Origin of the sequence: Mycolicibacterium sediminis, from assembly GCF_010731735.1 — a bacterium.
GTDB lineage: Bacteria > Actinomycetota > Actinomycetes > Mycobacteriales > Mycobacteriaceae > Mycobacterium > Mycobacterium sediminis.
Genome location: NZ_AP022588.1, coordinates 3,742,031 through 3,757,964 on the forward strand (window position 1 = coordinate 3,742,031; position 15,934 = coordinate 3,757,964).

General features: G+C 70.0%; 15 protein-coding genes. 3 read left to right on the plus strand and 12 right to left on the minus strand.

From position 1 onward, the window contains the following. Window positions 1–37 precede the first annotated feature (37 nt). The 3 genes from G6N64_RS17940 to G6N64_RS17950 all read right to left on the minus strand — a co-directional run bounded on the left by G6N64_RS17940 (window position 38) and on the right by G6N64_RS17950 (window position 2,984). Window positions 38–2,023 (minus strand): universal stress protein, encoded by a 1,986-nt coding sequence (locus G6N64_RS17940; RefSeq protein WP_163798376.1) that lies wholly within the window; start codon window positions 2,021–2,023, stop codon window positions 38–40. Window positions 2,024–2,125: 102 nt separating this feature from the next. Next, complete coding sequence (locus G6N64_RS17945) at window positions 2,126–2,356, minus strand: deoxyribodipyrimidine photolyase (RefSeq protein ID WP_163798378.1); 231 nt, start codon at window positions 2,354–2,356, stop codon at window positions 2,126–2,128. A 40-nt stretch (window positions 2,357–2,396) separates the two neighbouring features. Further along, a complete protein-coding gene (locus tag G6N64_RS17950; protein WP_163798380.1) occupies window positions 2,397–2,984 on the minus strand; it encodes a TetR/AcrR family transcriptional regulator in 588 nt (195 codons plus the stop codon). Between the two features lie 80 nt (window positions 2,985–3,064). Here G6N64_RS17950 and G6N64_RS17955 point away from each other — a divergent pair, with 80 nt between their 5' ends. After that, window positions 3,065–4,249, plus strand: a complete 1,185-nt coding sequence (locus tag G6N64_RS17955) for an FAD-dependent monooxygenase (RefSeq protein ID WP_163798382.1) — start codon at window positions 3,065–3,067, stop codon at window positions 4,247–4,249. A gap of 4 nt (window positions 4,250–4,253) precedes the next feature. On the opposite strand, the gene G6N64_RS17960 is transcribed toward G6N64_RS17955, so the two are convergent. The 3 genes from G6N64_RS17960 to G6N64_RS17970 are packed head-to-tail and all read right to left on the minus strand — an operon-like array spanning window position 4,254 to window position 6,607. Next, window positions 4,254–5,135, minus strand: coding sequence for a ferredoxin family protein (locus G6N64_RS17960; protein WP_163798385.1), 882 nt, complete (start codon window positions 5,133–5,135; stop codon window positions 4,254–4,256). Further along, a complete protein-coding gene (locus G6N64_RS17965) occupies window positions 5,132–6,349 on the minus strand; it encodes a cupin domain-containing protein (protein ID WP_163798386.1) in 1,218 nt (405 codons plus the stop codon). Before G6N64_RS17965 ends, G6N64_RS17960 begins: the two co-directional genes overlap by 4 nt. A gap of 9 nt (window positions 6,350–6,358) precedes the next feature. Then, window positions 6,359–6,607 (minus strand): BatC protein, encoded by a 249-nt coding sequence (locus G6N64_RS17970; protein ID WP_163798388.1) that lies wholly within the window; start codon window positions 6,605–6,607, stop codon window positions 6,359–6,361. Between the two features lie 279 nt (window positions 6,608–6,886). Here G6N64_RS17970 and G6N64_RS17975 point away from each other — a divergent pair, with 279 nt between their 5' ends. Beyond that, entirely contained in the window at window positions 6,887–8,452 is a 1,566-nt protein-coding gene (locus tag G6N64_RS17975; protein WP_163798390.1) for a phospholipase D-like domain-containing protein, read from the plus strand. Window position 8,453: 1 nt separating this feature from the next. Here G6N64_RS17975 and pknB read toward each other — a convergent pair whose 3' ends face one another. Further along, a complete protein-coding gene (gene pknB, locus G6N64_RS17980; protein WP_163798391.1) occupies window positions 8,454–10,340 on the minus strand; it encodes a Stk1 family PASTA domain-containing Ser/Thr kinase in 1,887 nt (628 codons plus the stop codon). A gap of 93 nt (window positions 10,341–10,433) precedes the next feature. After that, a complete protein-coding gene (locus G6N64_RS17985; RefSeq protein WP_246230696.1) occupies window positions 10,434–11,462 on the minus strand; it encodes a S1C family serine protease in 1,029 nt (342 codons plus the stop codon). A gap of 107 nt (window positions 11,463–11,569) precedes the next feature. On the opposite strand from G6N64_RS17985, the gene G6N64_RS17990 reads away from it, so the two are divergent. After that, window positions 11,570–12,778 (plus strand): cytochrome P450, encoded by a 1,209-nt coding sequence (locus G6N64_RS17990; RefSeq protein ID WP_163798394.1) that lies wholly within the window; start codon window positions 11,570–11,572, stop codon window positions 12,776–12,778. A gap of 16 nt (window positions 12,779–12,794) precedes the next feature. Here the strand turns inward: G6N64_RS17990 and G6N64_RS17995 are convergent, their stop codons facing one another. The 4 genes from G6N64_RS17995 to G6N64_RS18010 are packed head-to-tail and all read right to left on the minus strand — an operon-like array spanning window position 12,795 to window position 15,920. Continuing rightward, a complete protein-coding gene (locus G6N64_RS17995) occupies window positions 12,795–13,118 on the minus strand; it encodes a putative quinol monooxygenase (protein WP_163798397.1) in 324 nt (107 codons plus the stop codon). Between the two features lie 8 nt (window positions 13,119–13,126). Further along, window positions 13,127–14,152: an NAD(P)-dependent alcohol dehydrogenase gene (locus G6N64_RS18000; RefSeq protein ID WP_163801910.1), complete on the minus strand. Its 1,026-nt coding sequence runs from the start codon at window positions 14,150–14,152 to the stop codon at window positions 13,127–13,129. A gap of 5 nt (window positions 14,153–14,157) precedes the next feature. Further along, window positions 14,158–14,886, minus strand: coding sequence for an iron-sulfur cluster assembly protein (locus G6N64_RS18005; protein ID WP_264002233.1), 729 nt, complete (start codon window positions 14,884–14,886; stop codon window positions 14,158–14,160). Further along, entirely contained in the window at window positions 14,883–15,920 is a 1,038-nt protein-coding gene (locus G6N64_RS18010) for an amidohydrolase family protein (RefSeq protein ID WP_163798399.1), read from the minus strand. The genes G6N64_RS18005 and G6N64_RS18010 overlap by 4 nt, the downstream gene beginning before the upstream one ends. Window positions 15,921–15,934 lie beyond the last annotated feature (14 nt).

The following is a 15,934-nucleotide window of genomic DNA, read 5'->3' on the forward strand; positions in this document are numbered from 1 at the left end:
TAGAACACGTGTTCGACCATCCGGCAAAGGTCGGGGACTATCGGTGCGCCGCAGGCGCTTCCGACTCCTCGGGCTCGGGGACGAGCAGCACCGGGACGTCGGTGTGCGCGGCGACCGCCGAGGCGACGCTGCCCTCGAGGTGGCCGAGCAGCCCGGCGCGGCGGTGGGGCCCGAGGACGATCAGGCGGGCGTCGTGCTCGTCCGCGGCGGCGACGATGCCCCGCCACGTCGGCGTCGCCTCGACCGCCACGCTGGACGCCTCGAAGCCGGCGTCGCGAGCCAGTGCGGCGCCGTGCGCCGCGGTGCGCTCGGCGGCGCGCCGCACGTCGCTCGCCCGGTCGGCGTCGACGTGCTGATCGTCGACCGGGGTGAAGCCTAGGTCGACGGGCTGCCAGACGCAGACCACGATGGCGACGCTCTGCGGAACTCGACCTGCGGCCTCGGCGATCGCGTGTGCGGCGAGGTCCGATCCGTCGTAGGCCAACAGCACGGGCCCGGCGCCTGCGTGGACCGAACGATCCACTGAGGGGCCGGAATCCACGTGCGGGTGGTGCACGGGAGGTTCGACCGAGACGTTCGAGCGCAGCCGTGCCAGCAGCGGTGGCGAATACCAGGCCGGTTCGTCCCCGTCGAGGAACTCGTCGAGGTCCGGTGTCTGCGGTCGGGCGCCGCTGAGCGCGTAGACGGCGACGCCGAAGACGGCGCCCATGATCGCGAGGCCGAAGCCGACCCAGAGCGCGATCTCCGTTCCCTCGACGAGGTCGCTGGACACCCTGGTGGCGAAGTGGACGAAGATCGGCGCGACCATGAAGGCCGCGACCGCCCGCAGCAGTTCGATGATCGCGAAGACCCGCTGCAGGCTGTTGGACTTGAGCGAGAAGCCGGCGACGAACAGCGCGGGCGCCACCGTCGCACCGAGGGCGAGCCCCGTCAGCGTCGAACCCAGCAGCGCCAGAGGCTGATTCGCCGGGAGCGCGAACCGGAACACCACGATGCCCGCCGCAAGCAGGAACATCCCGACCAGCGGCAGGTAGTGGATCGCCCGACGGGAGATCACGAAGCCGAAGACGAACGCCATGATCACGGCGCCGCCGAGTTCGGGCAGGTAGAGCAGGCCGACGTGGACGGGGCTGTAGGTCTTCAGGAAGACGGCGGCGGTGAGGACGGTGGCCGCGACGGAGGCTGCTGCGGCGAACAGGGCCACGCCGACACCGGCGACCGGGATGGCGCTGGTCAGCATCGTCCGCACCGTCAGCAGCGGACGGCGGGCGCGGAACTGGTACACGATCAGCACCACGATCAGTGCGAGGCCGCCCAGCATCGGCACGGTGACCGCGAGGTCGGAGAAGTCGTGGCTCGTCAGCTGTGCGGCGCCGACGAACGCCGCGGTGCAGCCGACGGCCGCCAGGACGATCGCCGGCAGGTCGCGCGGTGCGTCACGGTCGGCGGGCGGCGCGTCCTCGAACGTCAGCACCGCCAGGACGAGCGCCACGACAGCGATGCCGGCGACGATCCAGAACAGCGGACGCCACGCGTTCGACTCCGCCTGCACGCCACCGATGAACGGCCCGAGCGCCACGGCGCCGAACACGCACATGTTCATGATGACCGCGGTGATCTTCAGCTTGTCGCGGGGGAAGCCGATCGTCAGTGGAGGCGCAGCGGCGATCAGCAGCATGCTCGTCGCGAGACCCTGCAGGATGTGCCCGGTGATGAACGCCGGCGCATTCGGCGCGGCTGCGGCGGTCACGGATCCGACGACCAGCACCGCGGCGTAGGACAGCAGCATGCGGCGCTGCGGCAGGTGCTGGGCGAACTGCACCGCGAGCACGGTGCCCACCGCGTAGGCGGCGTTGCCCAGGCCGGAACTCAACGTCATCGTCTGTTCGCTCATGTGCAGCGACTCGGTGATGATCGGTACCAGGGGGTCGACCGCAGCGGACAGCGCCAGGTAGGGGATCAGCGCGAAGGTGACCATGGCGGCGACCGCGGGGTAGCGGCCTGCGAGGGGGCCCTGGCGCATCAGAGGGGAGCTTTCAGGGTTTGGGACACGTGGAGCGGCAACACCGGTTCGGGCGCACCGATTCCCGGGCGCGACGTGGCGATCATCACCGTTTGAGCGACGTCACTTTCGTTTCGACGGGATGACGATCACCACGATGAGCGTGATGATCGAGAAGAAGAGGCCGAGCAGCCCCCAACCCAGAGCGCTACGGCCCTTCGTCCCGGCGACGATGGCGCAGATGACGGCGGCGATGACGCTGCCGATGGCGACGAAGATCCCCTTGATGCCCCGCAGGATGAATCCGGCGGCTTCGGGTTGCTGCGTGGCGGCGAGGACGACGTCGTGAATCATGGCCACGGGGTACCCACGAAAGACGAACGTGCGCTGGGAGTTACCTGTCAATCGCCGGAGCGGCGTCGACGAACACGGCCGAGTGCACCAGCAGGGCGGCTGCTGCGTCGACGCGTTCGCGCTCGGTCGTCACCAGGAGGTCCTGGCAGAGTCCGCGCAGCCCGGACACGACGAGCGTCGCGCCCACCGCCGCCTCGTCCGCGGGGAAGCCGGCGTCCCGGAACGCCGTGGTGATCGGATCCAGGACGACCTCGACCGCGCGTCGGCCGTAGGGGCCGTAGGTGTCGGGGGCGGTGGTCGACAGGGCGAGCACCTGCAGCAGGAGCCGCACGCGGTGGCGTTGTGCACCGCGGGTCAGTGCGTGCCACAGATCCGTCGAGGCCGCGGCCAGCCGTTCCGGGGTGTCGACGTTCGCGAAGATCTGCCCGACGTCGGGGCGGCTGAACTCCATGGCCGCGGCGATGAGTCCGCCGCGGTCGCCGAAGTAGTAGAGCAGCATGCGCTTGCTCGTCCCCACGGCCTCCGCCAGCGGGGCCAGGGACAGGTCGTCGATGCCCGTCCGCTCCAGATGGTCGACGATGGCGCGCAGCAGCTGCGCGCGCCTGTCGGGGTCGGGGGGTCGCGGCACGCCTTGACCGTACCGATCGGTACACGTACGGTCAATGGTGTGCCGATCGGTACACGAACGTCGATCATGGAGGCGCCAGCATGTCGCTACGGGTAGCAATCGTCGGTGCGGGAATCGGCGGCCTGACGGCCGCGATCGCATTGCGCCGACGAGGGATCGACGCCACGGTGTATGAGCAGGCACACGAACTGAAGGCGCTCGGCGCCGGAGTGGCCATCGCCACCAACGGATCTCGCGTCCTGACCGACCTCGGGCTGGGTGACGCCATCGAGGCCCTCGCCGGCCGCGTCAGGGGCTACGCCTACCGCACCTCGACGGGTGCGGCACTGCCGATCGACCCCGCCGCGCTGTCCCTCGGCGACCCGGAACGGACCTGGTTCCTGCACCGCGGCGAGTTCCAGACGGCATTGGCTCGGGCGCTGCCCGACGGCGCGCTTCAGATGGGCCGCCGGTGCGTCGGCGTCACCGAGACGCCGGAGGGCGCGCGGGTCGACTTCGCCGACGGCAGCGTCGTCGAGGCCGACGTGCTGGTCGGTGCCGACGGCATCCACTCGCGTCTGCAGGGCACGGTGACCGATCCCGCCGACCCCGTGTCGGAGGGCATCATGGCCTACCGCGGCCTGCTGCCCGCAGAGCGCGTCCGCGGCGTGGTCGACCTCGACGTCAGTGCCATGTGGCTCGGACCCCGCCAGAGCTTCCTGCTCTACCCGGTGTCGTCGGGGCGGCTGATGAACCTGGTGGCGTTCGTGCCGACGACCCTCGACGTCGAGGAGTCGTGGACCGCGCCCGGCGACGTCGCGGAACTCGCTCGCGCATACCAGGGTTGGGACGAGCGCGTGCTGCAGGTCATCGGAGCGATGGACGAGACGTTCCGGTGGGGGATCTACGACCGCGAGCCACTGGACCGCTGGTCCACCGGGCGCATCACCCTGCTCGGCGATTCCGCCCACGCGGTCACCCCGCACCTCGGTCAGGGCGCGAACCAGGCCGTCGAGGACGCGATCACCCTCGCCGCGACGCTGGCGGACGCGTCGACCGGCGACGTCCCGGACAGGCTCGCGCTGTACGAGTCGCTTCGCAGGGGCCGGACGCGGCTGGTGCGGAACCAGGCCCGCGAGGCCGGCCGGCTCTACCGGTCGACGGAGGTCTCGCCTGCCGAACAGGCCGAACGGCTCAGGGGGATCTACGACAGCATCCACATCAACGACCACGACGCCGAACACGTTGCGACGGAGGCGCTGTCACGCGTCGGTGCGAGCCGCTGACCGGTCAGCTCATCGACTCGAAGACGAACGTGCGCACGCTGCCCTCGACCTTCGCCGAACACATGGACAGCAGCGGATCGGTCATCTTCTCGGTGAGCACGACGTCGATCGGCCCCGACGGCCCGCGCAGTCGGACGCGGATGCGTCCCTCGTCGTGCACGACGTCGAGGGGTGAGAGGGCGTGGATCCGGTCCTCTCCGGTCGCCTCGCGCACGAAGTGCTGGGCGGCCTGCACCGCGTGCGGCAGCGAGGTGCGACCGCGTAGGAAGGCGTCGTTCACCCGGCCGTCGAAGTACAGCCGGACCAGGTCCGCCGAGTCGGCGGAGTCGACCCGGCCGTAGCAGAGCCCCTCTGGCAGCACCAGCATCGTCGCGGCGAACCGGTCACCGCCGAGATGCGAACACTCCCAGGTGATCTCGGGGTACTCGTCTGCGATCGCCGCACACGCCGCTCGTCCCCGCACCGCACAGCACTGGTCGTGCCTGCCGTGCGCGCAGATCGCGACCAGTGGATCCGGACTCGGCGCCCCGTCCGAGCCGTCCGGTGCGAGTCGGAGGTAGTCGTCCGGGCCGCTCACCTCACCGGTGTACAGCGCCTCCCGCCCCTCGTCGGAGTGGGCGATGAACCAGCGCCACCGCGGCGCGGCGGGACGCCGACCCGGTCGCCGGATGGCGGCGATGCGCATGCCCGCCGTCTCGAAGTGCCGTGCGATGGCGCGCCCGAGGTTGGGGTCGACGATGGCCGGTGAATCGAGGAGCGCGGAATGTCCCCAACCACCGCTCAATTCGAGCATCACCCACGAGTGGCCCGCGGACGCTGTGCCGTACATGGGGTCGTTGCGCAGCAGCGACTGGTCGCTGCACGGTGGTCGCCTCGCCGGGGTCATCCCTGGCTGGACCGGTCGGGCACGACGACGGCCTCGCGCAAGAGCCTGCGCAGCAGCACCGTTGCGTCCGCGGTGTCGAGCCCCGGCAGGGAGGCCGCGGCGGCGGCCGACCCGGAGTGCAGCGCACGAACGGCGGGGGCGCAGTACGCGGGAAATCGGATCGTCCGGTCCGGCAGTCGGAGCTCGACGCGCCCGCCGTGCTCCTCGACGACGGCGATCAGGCCGTGGCGCCACCGGAACGTCCCGAACGACACCTCGTCGATCGCGTCGAGCGTGGCCAGCGGACGGACGGCGACGGGTCGGGTGCGGTCGGCGTGGCGCCGGGACAGCCGCCCGGCGGCGCCTTCGCTCAACTCGGTGCCGTGGTCGCGCAGGACGTCGACGAGTTCCGCCATCACCTTCGAGGCGGTCGCGACCATCTCGTCGCGGTCGGTCAGGTCGATGCCCATCGGCAGGGACCTGCGGAGGTCGTCGACCGACGCCAGCGAGTCGACGACGGCGCGGATCACGTCGAGGCCCGTGACCGCGGACACCCCGATGGTCAGGTGGATCGAGGTGGCGTCCAGCGCCTCGGCGGAGTGCAGCCAACCGCGCGGGAGGTAGAGCGCGTCGCCCGCCGAGAGCACGGCGTCGATGATGGGATCCTCGGCGGCACGGGCTTCGATGGCCTCGCGGTGGTCGGTCCAGGGCTCGGACGGCAGCGGATCGTGGTGCACCGGCTCGTGGACGATCCAGCGCTTCTGCCCCGACACCTGCAGGACGAACACGTCGTGCACGTCGTAGTGGGGGTCGAAGCCGCGGCTGCCGCGCGGCGTGACGTAGGCGTTGGCCTGAACGGGGTGGCCGAGGTCGTCGACCATGCCTCGGACGAAGTCGATGACCGGCGGCCAGAGCCGGTGCAGTCCCTGCAGCACGATGGTCGATCCGGCCGCGAACTGTGCCAGGACGCCCGCGGAGTCCACCTGGTCCGGCATCTCTGCGCCGAACCCGGCCGGACCCAGATAGCAGTCGCGGGCCAGGAGCTGGCCGGCCTTGGCCATCCGGATGAACGGCGCGCGTACCCCGCGTTCGGCGATCAGTTCGTCGACCGCGGCGGGCGACAACAGATCGGCGAAGTCGCGGGGCAGCGCACCGGACCGGCTGAGCAGGGGCCTGCGGCCCCAGTGCTGCACCGCGAAGTCGCGAGGATCGGCGGCGATGCAGCGACTCAGCATGACGACAATTTAAGCGGTGCCGTCGGCGCCGCCGTCGTGGCCGTCGGGGTTGGAGCCGCCGTCGGCGGGGCCTTCGCCACCGGCCGAGCCGTCGGCGCCGCCGTCATGTCCGTCGGGGTTGGAGCCGCCGTCGGCGGGGCCTTCGCCACCGGCCGAGCCGTCGGCGCCGCCGTCGTGGCCGCCGGGGTTGGAGCCGCCGTCTGCCGGGCCTTCGCCGCCCGCGCCGGAGGTGGTGATGTCGTCGTCGTCCAGTGCCATGGTGCAATCCCTTCGTCGAGCTGCCAGGGGCAGCTTGGTGTGCACGGTGGTGGTCTGCGTGGGCTGCCACGAATGGCCGCAGCACTGTGCTCCGACGATTTGCCCACCAGGGCATCCCGTCAAACGTCGAACGGGTGGCGCGTGTGTGACGCCGACGCCGAAGATGGCGGTACCGGCGGTTCCGTGACGTCGGTTACGGAGTAGCTGTCCGTGGGCCGGTGTGTGGTTCACTCACACCATGTCCGTGCCTCTTCGTGCCCCGATGTGAACGGGTCGACCGTGCGCGCCGATCCGATCCTGACCCCTGGCGAGACCTGCTGGCGGGTCGACCGGGCCGACCAATTCGCCTGCATCATCGACGCGGCCGACTACTTCCGGCATGCGAAGGCGGCAATGCTGCGGGCCCAGCACCGAATCGTGCTCGTCGGCTGGGACTTCGACGCCAGGACGCCGTTCGAACGCGGCGCCGCAACACTTCCCGGCCCCAACCAGCTCGGCGCCTTCCTGCAGTGGATCGTGTGGAAGCGACCCGCCCTCGAGATCTACCTGCTGAAGTCCAACCTGAAGTTGCTGCCCGCCTTCGACGACTTCTGGTTCGGGGTCACGCCGGTCTCGCTGATGAACCGGATCAGCAGCAAGCGGTTGCACCTCGCGATCGACCCCGCCCACCCGGTGGGGTCGGTGCACCATCAGAAGATCGTCGTCGTGGACGACTCCTTCGCACTGTGCGGCGGCCTCGACTTCACGCTCGACCGGTGGGACACCCCCGAGCACGCCGACGACGACGACACCCGCAAGATCGCCGGCCGCACCCACGGCCCGCGGCACGAGGTGGGCCTCGGCGTCGACGGCGCCGCGGCGCGTGCCCTCGGTGAGCACGCCCGGGATCGCTGGGAGTGGGCCACCGGGCAGAAGCTCACCGAGATCGAGGCGCGGCACGTCGCGTGGCCGCGGGACCTGTCACCGACCCTGCCCGACGTCGACGTCGCGATCGCCCGCACCCTGCCGACCTTCGAGGACCGTGACGAGGTGCGCGAGGTCGAGGCACTGAACCTCGCCGCGATCGCGGCGGCCCGCGACACGATCTACCTCGAGAACCAGTACCTCGCCTCGCGCCGGCTCGCCGAGGCCCTGGCGGAGCGTCTCAAGGAGCCGGACGGGCCCGAGGTCGTGGTCGTCCTGCCCCGCAGCTCCGAGAGCCGGCTGGAGCAGGAATCGATGGACAGTGCCCGTCAGCTCCTGCTGCACCTGCTGTGGGAGGCCGACGAGCACGGCAGGTTCGGGGTCTACTGGCCGGTGACCGACGGCGGCACCCCGGTCTACGTCCACTCCAAGGTCATGGTGATCGACGACCGGTTGCTGCGCATCGGATCGTCCAACCTGAACAACCGGTCGATGGGCTTCGACAGCGAGTGCGACATCGCGCTCGAGGTGCCCACCGGCGGCGACCGGGCGGACGACGTCCGCCGCGAGATCACGACGCTGCGCGATCGCCTCGTCACCGAGCACCTCGGGGTGCCGGTCGAGGAATTTAGGGACGAACTGGCGCTGAACGGGTCGTTCCTGACCACCGTCGAGACGCTGCGCGGCAGTGGCCGGACCCTGCGGCCGTTCACGGGACGCACCGTCGCCGACGAGGGCAGTCCCCTCGCGGAGAACGACCTGATGGACCCCGATCACGTCCCGAAGTCGTTGACGCGCAGCTTCGCCCGGCTCATCGAGGGGCTGACCGAACGACGGTTCCGACCGGCGTCGGTGGGCGTGGAACTCGCCAAGGGCGGGCTCGAACCCGTCCCCGGCAGCGACGACGTGAAGCAGGCCGACGGCGACGAGGACGACGCCTAGCTCAGGACCCGAAGCTCAGCGTGACCCTGCCGCCGAAGGCGACCCCCGCCCCGGCGGGCGGGTCCTGGGCGACCACCCTCGCGCGACCGGCGTCGCCGCCCGGCACGTCCGGGCCGCGGTCCATGCCACCGGTCCAGCCCATGCTCTGCAGGCGTTGCTGAGCCTCGTCCCAGAACTGGTTCTTCAGGTCGGGCATCACGAACTGGTTGGCCAGCGAGACCTGAACCTGGATCACGCTGTCGACGGCGGCGACCTGACCCGCGGACGGGCTGGTGTCGACGACCTCGCCGGCCGGGAGCGGGCTGTCGACCGTCACCCGGAACGGGGACGTGAACCCGTCCGCACGCAGGATGTCCTCGGCGACCTCCGCGGGCCGGCGCTTGACGTCGGGCACCGGCTTGCTGTCGGGACCGCTGCCCACGACGATCTCGACCCGCGTCGTGTTGCCGGTCGACGATCCTGCGGGAGGGCTGGTGGACAGCACGCGATCCTTGAGTTCCGGCGCGGACTGGTCGGCGGTGCGGGTGAGGTTCTCGAAGCCGGCCTGACGCAACCGGCTCTCCGCGTCCTCCGGAGTCAGATTCTCAACGTCCGGGATCTGACTCTGCGGTGGCCCCGACGAGACGTTGACGACGATCTCGTCGCCGGTGGCGGCCTCGGCGTCGGCGGCGGGGCTGGTGTCGATCACCGTTCCGCTCGGGACGTTCGAGTCGGTCTGCTCCTGTGAACGGGTCTCGAAGCCGCGGCTGCGCAGCTCGGCCACGGCCGCGGCCTCCGTCCGGCCGCCGACGTCGGGCACCCGGAGGTCCTTCCCGCCGCCGAAGACGGTGATGGACACGGCGGCGATGACCGCCACGACCGAGAGCAGCGCGACGGCCACGATCGACCACCTGCGCGTCGACGAGCGTCGGGGCGGCGCGTCCGGTTGCCGGGTGGCGGGCTGCGTGTCGTGGTCGGCCGCCGGGTGCGGGTCACGCGGAGGCGGTGCCGCGGCATGGCGGCCGGTCGGCGTGGCGCGGGGCGGCGTGTCGCCGAGCGCCTTCGGGGCTTCGCCGCCGTGGACGCGGATCAGGTCCGACCGCATCTCCGCGGCGCTCTGGTAGCGCTCGTCGGGCTTCTTGGCGAGCGACTTGAGCACCACGGCGTCCAGTGCGGGGCTGATCCCGGCCTGCCGCCGCGACGGTGGGGTGGGCTCTACGCGGACGTGTTGGTAGGCCACCGAGATGGGGGAGTCGCCGATGAACGGAGGATCGCCGGTGAGCAGTTCGTAGAGGACGCACCCGAGCGAGTAGACGTCGGACCGGGCGTCGACCGTCTCGCCGCTGGCCTGCTCGGGGGACAGGTACTGCGCGGTGCCGATCACCGTCGCCGTCGCGGTCAGACTGTTGCCCGCGTCGGACAGCGCCCGGGCGATGCCGAAGTCCATCACCTTCACCGCGCCGGTCTTGCTGATCATGACGTTGGCGGGTTTGACGTCGCGGTGCACGATGCCGTGCTGGTGGCTGAAGTTCAGCGCCTGGCAGACGTCGGCGATGATCTCGATCGCCCGTCGGGGCGCCAGCGGGCCGTCGGTGCGGACGATGTCGCGCAGGGTCACGCCGTCGACGTACTCCATGACGATGTAGGGGAGCAGCCCGTGGCTGGTCTCCGCGTCCCCGGTGTCGTGGACGGCCACGATGGCGGGGTGGTTCAGCGCGGCGGCGTTCTTCGCCTCCCGCTTGAAGCGGAGCTGGAACTGCGGGTCGCGAGCGAGGTCCACGCGCAGCACCTTGACCGCGACGTCACGGTGAAGTCGGAGGTCGCGGGCGAGGTGCACCTCTGCCATGCCGCCCAACCCGATGATGTCTCCGAGTTCGTAGCGGTCGGACAGGCGTTGCGGGGTGCTCATCGGTCGTTCGTGGTGATGGGATCCTCCGCGGGCGGATGTTCGGCTGTCCCCCCTAGGATGGCCGATCACCGCTCGAAAGGTCCACTCCGCAGGTCAGGCAGCGAGCGTAGCCCGCGTCACCTGCCGGTTGCCATCGGTGTCCACGAAGGTCACGTCGACCGTGTCACCGGGCACCCGGCGGTCCAGGACGCTGGTCAGCGCCGACCCCGAGTCGACGGCCTGTCCGTCGACGCTGGTGATCAGGTCCCCGGGCCGCAGACCGGCCGCGTCGGCGGGGCCGCCGCGCAGCACCTCGCCCGCGATCACGCCGGTCCCGGGCCGGCCCGCCGCGGCGCTCACGCCGACGCCGAGCAGGGCGGGCGGCCCGATGTGCACGGTCGCCGTCGGCGCGCCGGACCTGATCTGCCCGGCGATCCCGATGGCGCGGTCGATCGGGATCGCAAACCCCTCACCGCCCGCCTGCATTTCGAAGGTCTGCGACGCGGCGGTCGTGATGCCGACCACGCGTCCGGCGTCGTCGACCAGCGGGCCGCCCGAGTCGCCGGCACGCACCGGCGCGCCGAACTCGACGAGGCCGGTGAGCTGTTCGGCGTTGCCGGTCAATTCGTCGCGGGCCGTGATCTCCCGCCCGAACCCCGTCACGGTGCCCTGCTCGCGCGTGACGGGACTGCCGGTCCCGTTCGCATTGCCCAGCGCGACGACGGACTCGCCCCGAGCGAGGTCGTTCACGCTGCCGATCGGGACGGCGCGAAGGTCACGGGCGCCGCGCAGCCGCAGCAGCGCGATGTCGTTGCTCCTGTCGTAGCCGGCCAGGTCCGCGTCGAAGCGACGCCCGTCGACCGTCGCGGTGATGGTCTCGGCACCCTGCACCACGTGGAAGTTGGTCAGCACCTCGCCGCCGGGGGACAGCACGATCCCGGTGCCCGCACCGAGGGCCCCCTGGAAGGGGATGGTGGTGTCGATGCGGGCGACGCCCGGCTCCACCTGGGTGTCGAGCAGCCCCTGGTCGACGGGTGCGGTGGGGACCTGGGTCGACGGTGCGGCGGTGGCCGACGGAGGCGCGGCCAGCGCCAGGACGCCGAGGAACGCGACGATCGGGGTGAGGATTCTGGGGGCGAACACCAGTCGCCTTTACCCCGGAGCGGGCTCCGCAAACACCTGACGGTCGGACGACGCTGCCATACAATCGCCGCAGATGCTGGGCAGTCGCTCAGCTTCGAGGAGGCCCCATGACCACCCCCACGGCCCGCGGCGCCGACGTGTACTACGACCCCTACGACACCGACATCGTCGCGGACCCATACCCCGTCTACGCGCGTCTGCGTGACGAGGCACCGATCTACCACAACGGGCGCTACGACTTCTGGGCGATCTCCCGGCACGCCGACGTCGAACGCGCACTGGCCGATTGGCAGACCTACTCCAACGACCGCAGTGACATCCTCGAGCTGATCAACTCCGACTTCGACATGCCCGAGGGCGTGATGATGTTCGAGGATCCGCCCGTGCACACGATGCTCCGCGGTCTGGTGTCTCGGGTGTTCACACCGCGCCGCATGGCGGCGATCGAGGACCAGATCCGGGCCTACTGCGTGCGCTGTCTCGACCCGCACGTCGGCACGGACGGCTTCGACGTGATCGCCGAACTGGCGGCGATGATGCCGATGCGGGTCATCGGAATGCTCCTCGGCATACCGGAAACGGAGCAGATCGCGGTGCGAGACGCCAACGACGCCGGCCTGCGCACCAAGCCCGGAGCGCCGATGCGGGTGTCGAACCCCGACGCGATCGCCGATGGTCGGATCTACGCGGAGTACGTCGAGTGGCGCTCCAAGAACCCCTCCGACGATCTGATGACCTCGCTGCTGAACGTCGAGTTCACCGACGGCGACGGCGTCACCCGGAAGCTGACCCGCGGGGAGGTGCTGCACTACACGCAGGTGGTCGCCGGTGCGGGCAACGAGACCACCGGCCGCCTGATCGGCTGGCTGGCGAAGGTGCTCGCGGACCATCCCGAGCAGCGCCGACTCGTCCACGAGGACCGCTCACTGCTCAACCGCGCCATCGACGAGACGCTGCGCTTCGAGCCCACGGGGCCGCACGTCGGCCGCTTCGTTGCCAGGGACGTCGTGTGCCACGGCCGGACCATTCCCGCCGGCAGTGCGGTCCTGCTGTTGTTCGGCGCCGCCAACCGCGACCCCCGCCGCTACGCCGACCCCGACGTCTTCGACCTTCGCCGCACCGACATCTCGCACCTGACGTTCGGCAAGGGAGTGCACTACTGCCTCGGCGCCAACCTCGCGCGTCTGGAGGGACGCGTCGCGCTCGACGAGATGCTGAACCGGTGGCCCGACTGGGGAATCGACGAGTCGACGGCCCGCCTCGCCCCGACGTCGACCGTGCGGGGCTGGGAACGGCTGCGCATCGTCCTGGGTTGACGGCTCGAACGAACGATCAGTCGACCCTGATCTCGCCCATCTCCGACCATCCCTCCGCGTCGATGGAGTGGCTGATGATCAGCGGCGTCGACGCCAGCACGTCGGGCGCTGCGGCGACGAACGTCTTGAAGTGCTCGCTGCCGACGTGCTCGCCACCGGCATCGCCGTCGCGAAACCCCTCGACGAGAACGTATTCCGAGGGATCGTCGATGCTGCGCGACCACTCGAAGAACAGGTTGCCCGGTTCGTTGCGGGTGGCTGCGGTGAAGTCGGCGACGACGTCGGGAAACGTCTCGACGAACTCCGGTTTCGGGGTCCACTTGACCACGATGAAGATCACGGCGCCCCCTAGGGGATCAGAATGGCGCGACCGCGGACGTTGCCGTTGTCGAGATCGGTGATGGCCGACTGGAAGTCGTCGAGTTGGTACTTCTGGGTGTGCAGGTTGACCTTGCCGCGGGCGGCAAGCGCCATGAGGTCGCACAGGTCGTTGTAGGAGCCGACGAGGTTGCCGATGAAGTTGATCTCATTGGAGACGACGTCGATGGTCGGGACGTCGATGTTCTCGCCGTAACCCACGACGTAGTAGTCGCCCGCCCCGCGCAACATCGCGACGCCCTCGGCGGTCGCGCCACCCTCGCCCACGAAGTCGACGACGGCCTCGGCGCCGTGGCCGCCGGTGAGGTCGAGCACCTGCTGCACCTGGGTTCCGTCGGCCATGACCCCGCAATCGGCGCCGATGGCCTCTGCGAGCTTCAGCGCCTCCGGGTTGCGGTCGACGACGATGAGTTCGGCGGGGGACAGCGACTTCATCACCTGGATTCCGATGTGCCCGAGGCCGCCTGCGCCGATCATGACCACACGGTCACGCGGGGTCAGCCGCTTGGCGGCCTTCGCGGCGGCGTGATAGGCGGTGAGACCCGCGTCGGCCAGCGCGGCGACGTCCGACGGTTCGAGCGAGTCGTCGATCTTCACCACGCTGCGCGCCGACGTCTTCAGGTATTCGGCGTACCCGCCGTTGGTGTCGATGCCTGGAAACTGATTCGCCTCACAGTGGACGTCGTCACCGGATCTGCACGCCCGGCACAGCCCGCAGGTGATCAGCGGGTGCACGATCACCTTGTCGCCCTCCACGACGTTCGTGACGGCCGAGCCGACGGCCTCCACCCAGCCGGCGTTCTCGTGTCCGATCGTGTACGGCAGCTCGACCTGGGACTTCTCCGCCCATTGCCCCTCCAGGATGTGCAGGTCGGTGCGGCAGACCCCGGCCCCGCCGATCTTCACCACGACGTCGAACGGGCCCGTCGGCGTCGGCTTCTCCACGTCGGCCATCTCGAGGTTCTGGTGATAGCCGACGACACGGACGGCCCTCATGGTGCTCATGGGTGGACTCCTTCGAGGATGGTGAGTGGGGTGAAAGTGGTTGGCAAGGCTGGTGTCTCGTCGCCGTAACGGGTGCCGAGCAGCCCCCGGCAGAAGTGCGCGTTGCCGTCGATGGAGATCCGCGTCGACCGGGCGCGGCGCAGAGCCAGTTCCGGGTCTTCGGGTGGACGCCCCTCGTGGTCGACGAGCACGGCCGAGTCGCCGCCGGTCGGCAGCCCCAGGGCTGCCCGGCGGTGCAGCAGTGCGCGGGACGCGTCGTCGGCCGGCAGGTCGGCCAGCGTGGCCGAGCCGATCGACTCGGACGGGAACCCGGCACGCAACAGCGCGGTCAGGCAGCGCTCCATCGCCGCGGTGTGGGCCTTGCGCCGGAACGTCTCCCGCAGTTCGTCGAGGCCGACGTCGGCCTCGTGACCGAACGTGCCGCGGTACCCGGCGTCTGCCGCCAAGCCCGCGTTGATGATCAACGAGTCGTGATGGTCGTCGAGTTCGACCGTCACGACGTGTGTCCAGTCGAGACCGTTGAGGACGTCCTTGGAGTCCGATGCCATCAGGTAGGCGAAGTTCGGGGAGCAGAACGACGTCGGCAGCCGTAGGTGCACCTTTACGTTGCCACCCGGCGACAGGGTCAGCGAGCGAACGAAGCCGAGCGAGGTGATCGGCTCGTCGAGTTCGGGATCCATCACCGTGGCGAGTGCTGCGAGGGCCGAGTCGTACCGCGTCGTCACGCGTCCACCAGATTGTCGGCGCCCCGTGGCCCGGTCTCGGTCTCCGCGGCGTCGGGGATCTGGAGTTCCGCCGGCACCGGGATGTCGTACATCTTCGCGGCGTTGAGGCCGAGCACCTTCTTCTTCTGGTCGGTGGTGATCGGTGCGTACTCGCCGAGGTCGTCGGGGATCTGGAAGTCGACGAAGGCCTCGACGAGCCACCTCGGCGTCCACAGCGCGTAATCGGACGAGAACTGGATGCGGTCCTCACCGATCCAGTACAGGAGTTCTCCCATGATCTGCGCGAAGTACTTCGGTCGGGTGTGGATGAACGGCATGGCGACGGCGAGACCGGCGTGCACGTTCGGTTCCTGCGTGGCGATCCAGCAGAAGTCCTCGAGTCGGGGCAGCCCGCAGTGCTCGACGACGAAGTTGAGGTCCGTGAAGTCGGACGCGACGTGGTCGACGTCGGCGACGTCGAAGGCATCGCGGTCCAGCGGCCGGATCGTGGGTCCCTTGTGCACGTGGATGTTTCGGATGCCCAGCTCGCGGCACGCCTCGAAGTAGCGGTACGCCCACGGGTCGTCGAGCTTGTAGCCGCGGGAGTCACCGTGCCATTCCGCGGTGTAGAGCTTGACGCCCTTGAGGTGGTACTTCTCGGCGTCGAGGCGCAGCTGATCGAGCCCCTGCTCACCGTTGCGGGGATCGAAGTGGTGGTTGTAGGTCAGCTTGTCCGGGTGCTTGGCGGCCAGCTCGGACGCCTCGTCGGTCTGGCCGAAGCCCTTGTAGTAGAACTCGCCGAGGTGGGCCGGCTGGAAGATCGCATGGTCGACGTAGCCGTCGGTGAAGAGGTCCTTCATCAGCCGTTCGCCGCCCTGGTACAGGTACTCGTCGTAGGTCCACAGCTCCGACTCCGGCGACAGGTTGCGGTGGTAGTCGTAGAAGCAGTCGATGAACTGCTTGCCGTGGATGTTGCGCTGATTCTCCGGTCGCGCGTCCCACAGGGCGATGTGGGCGTCGACGATGAAGTAGCTGGTGTCGTCCTTGCGGTACATGGGGCTGTCCTTCC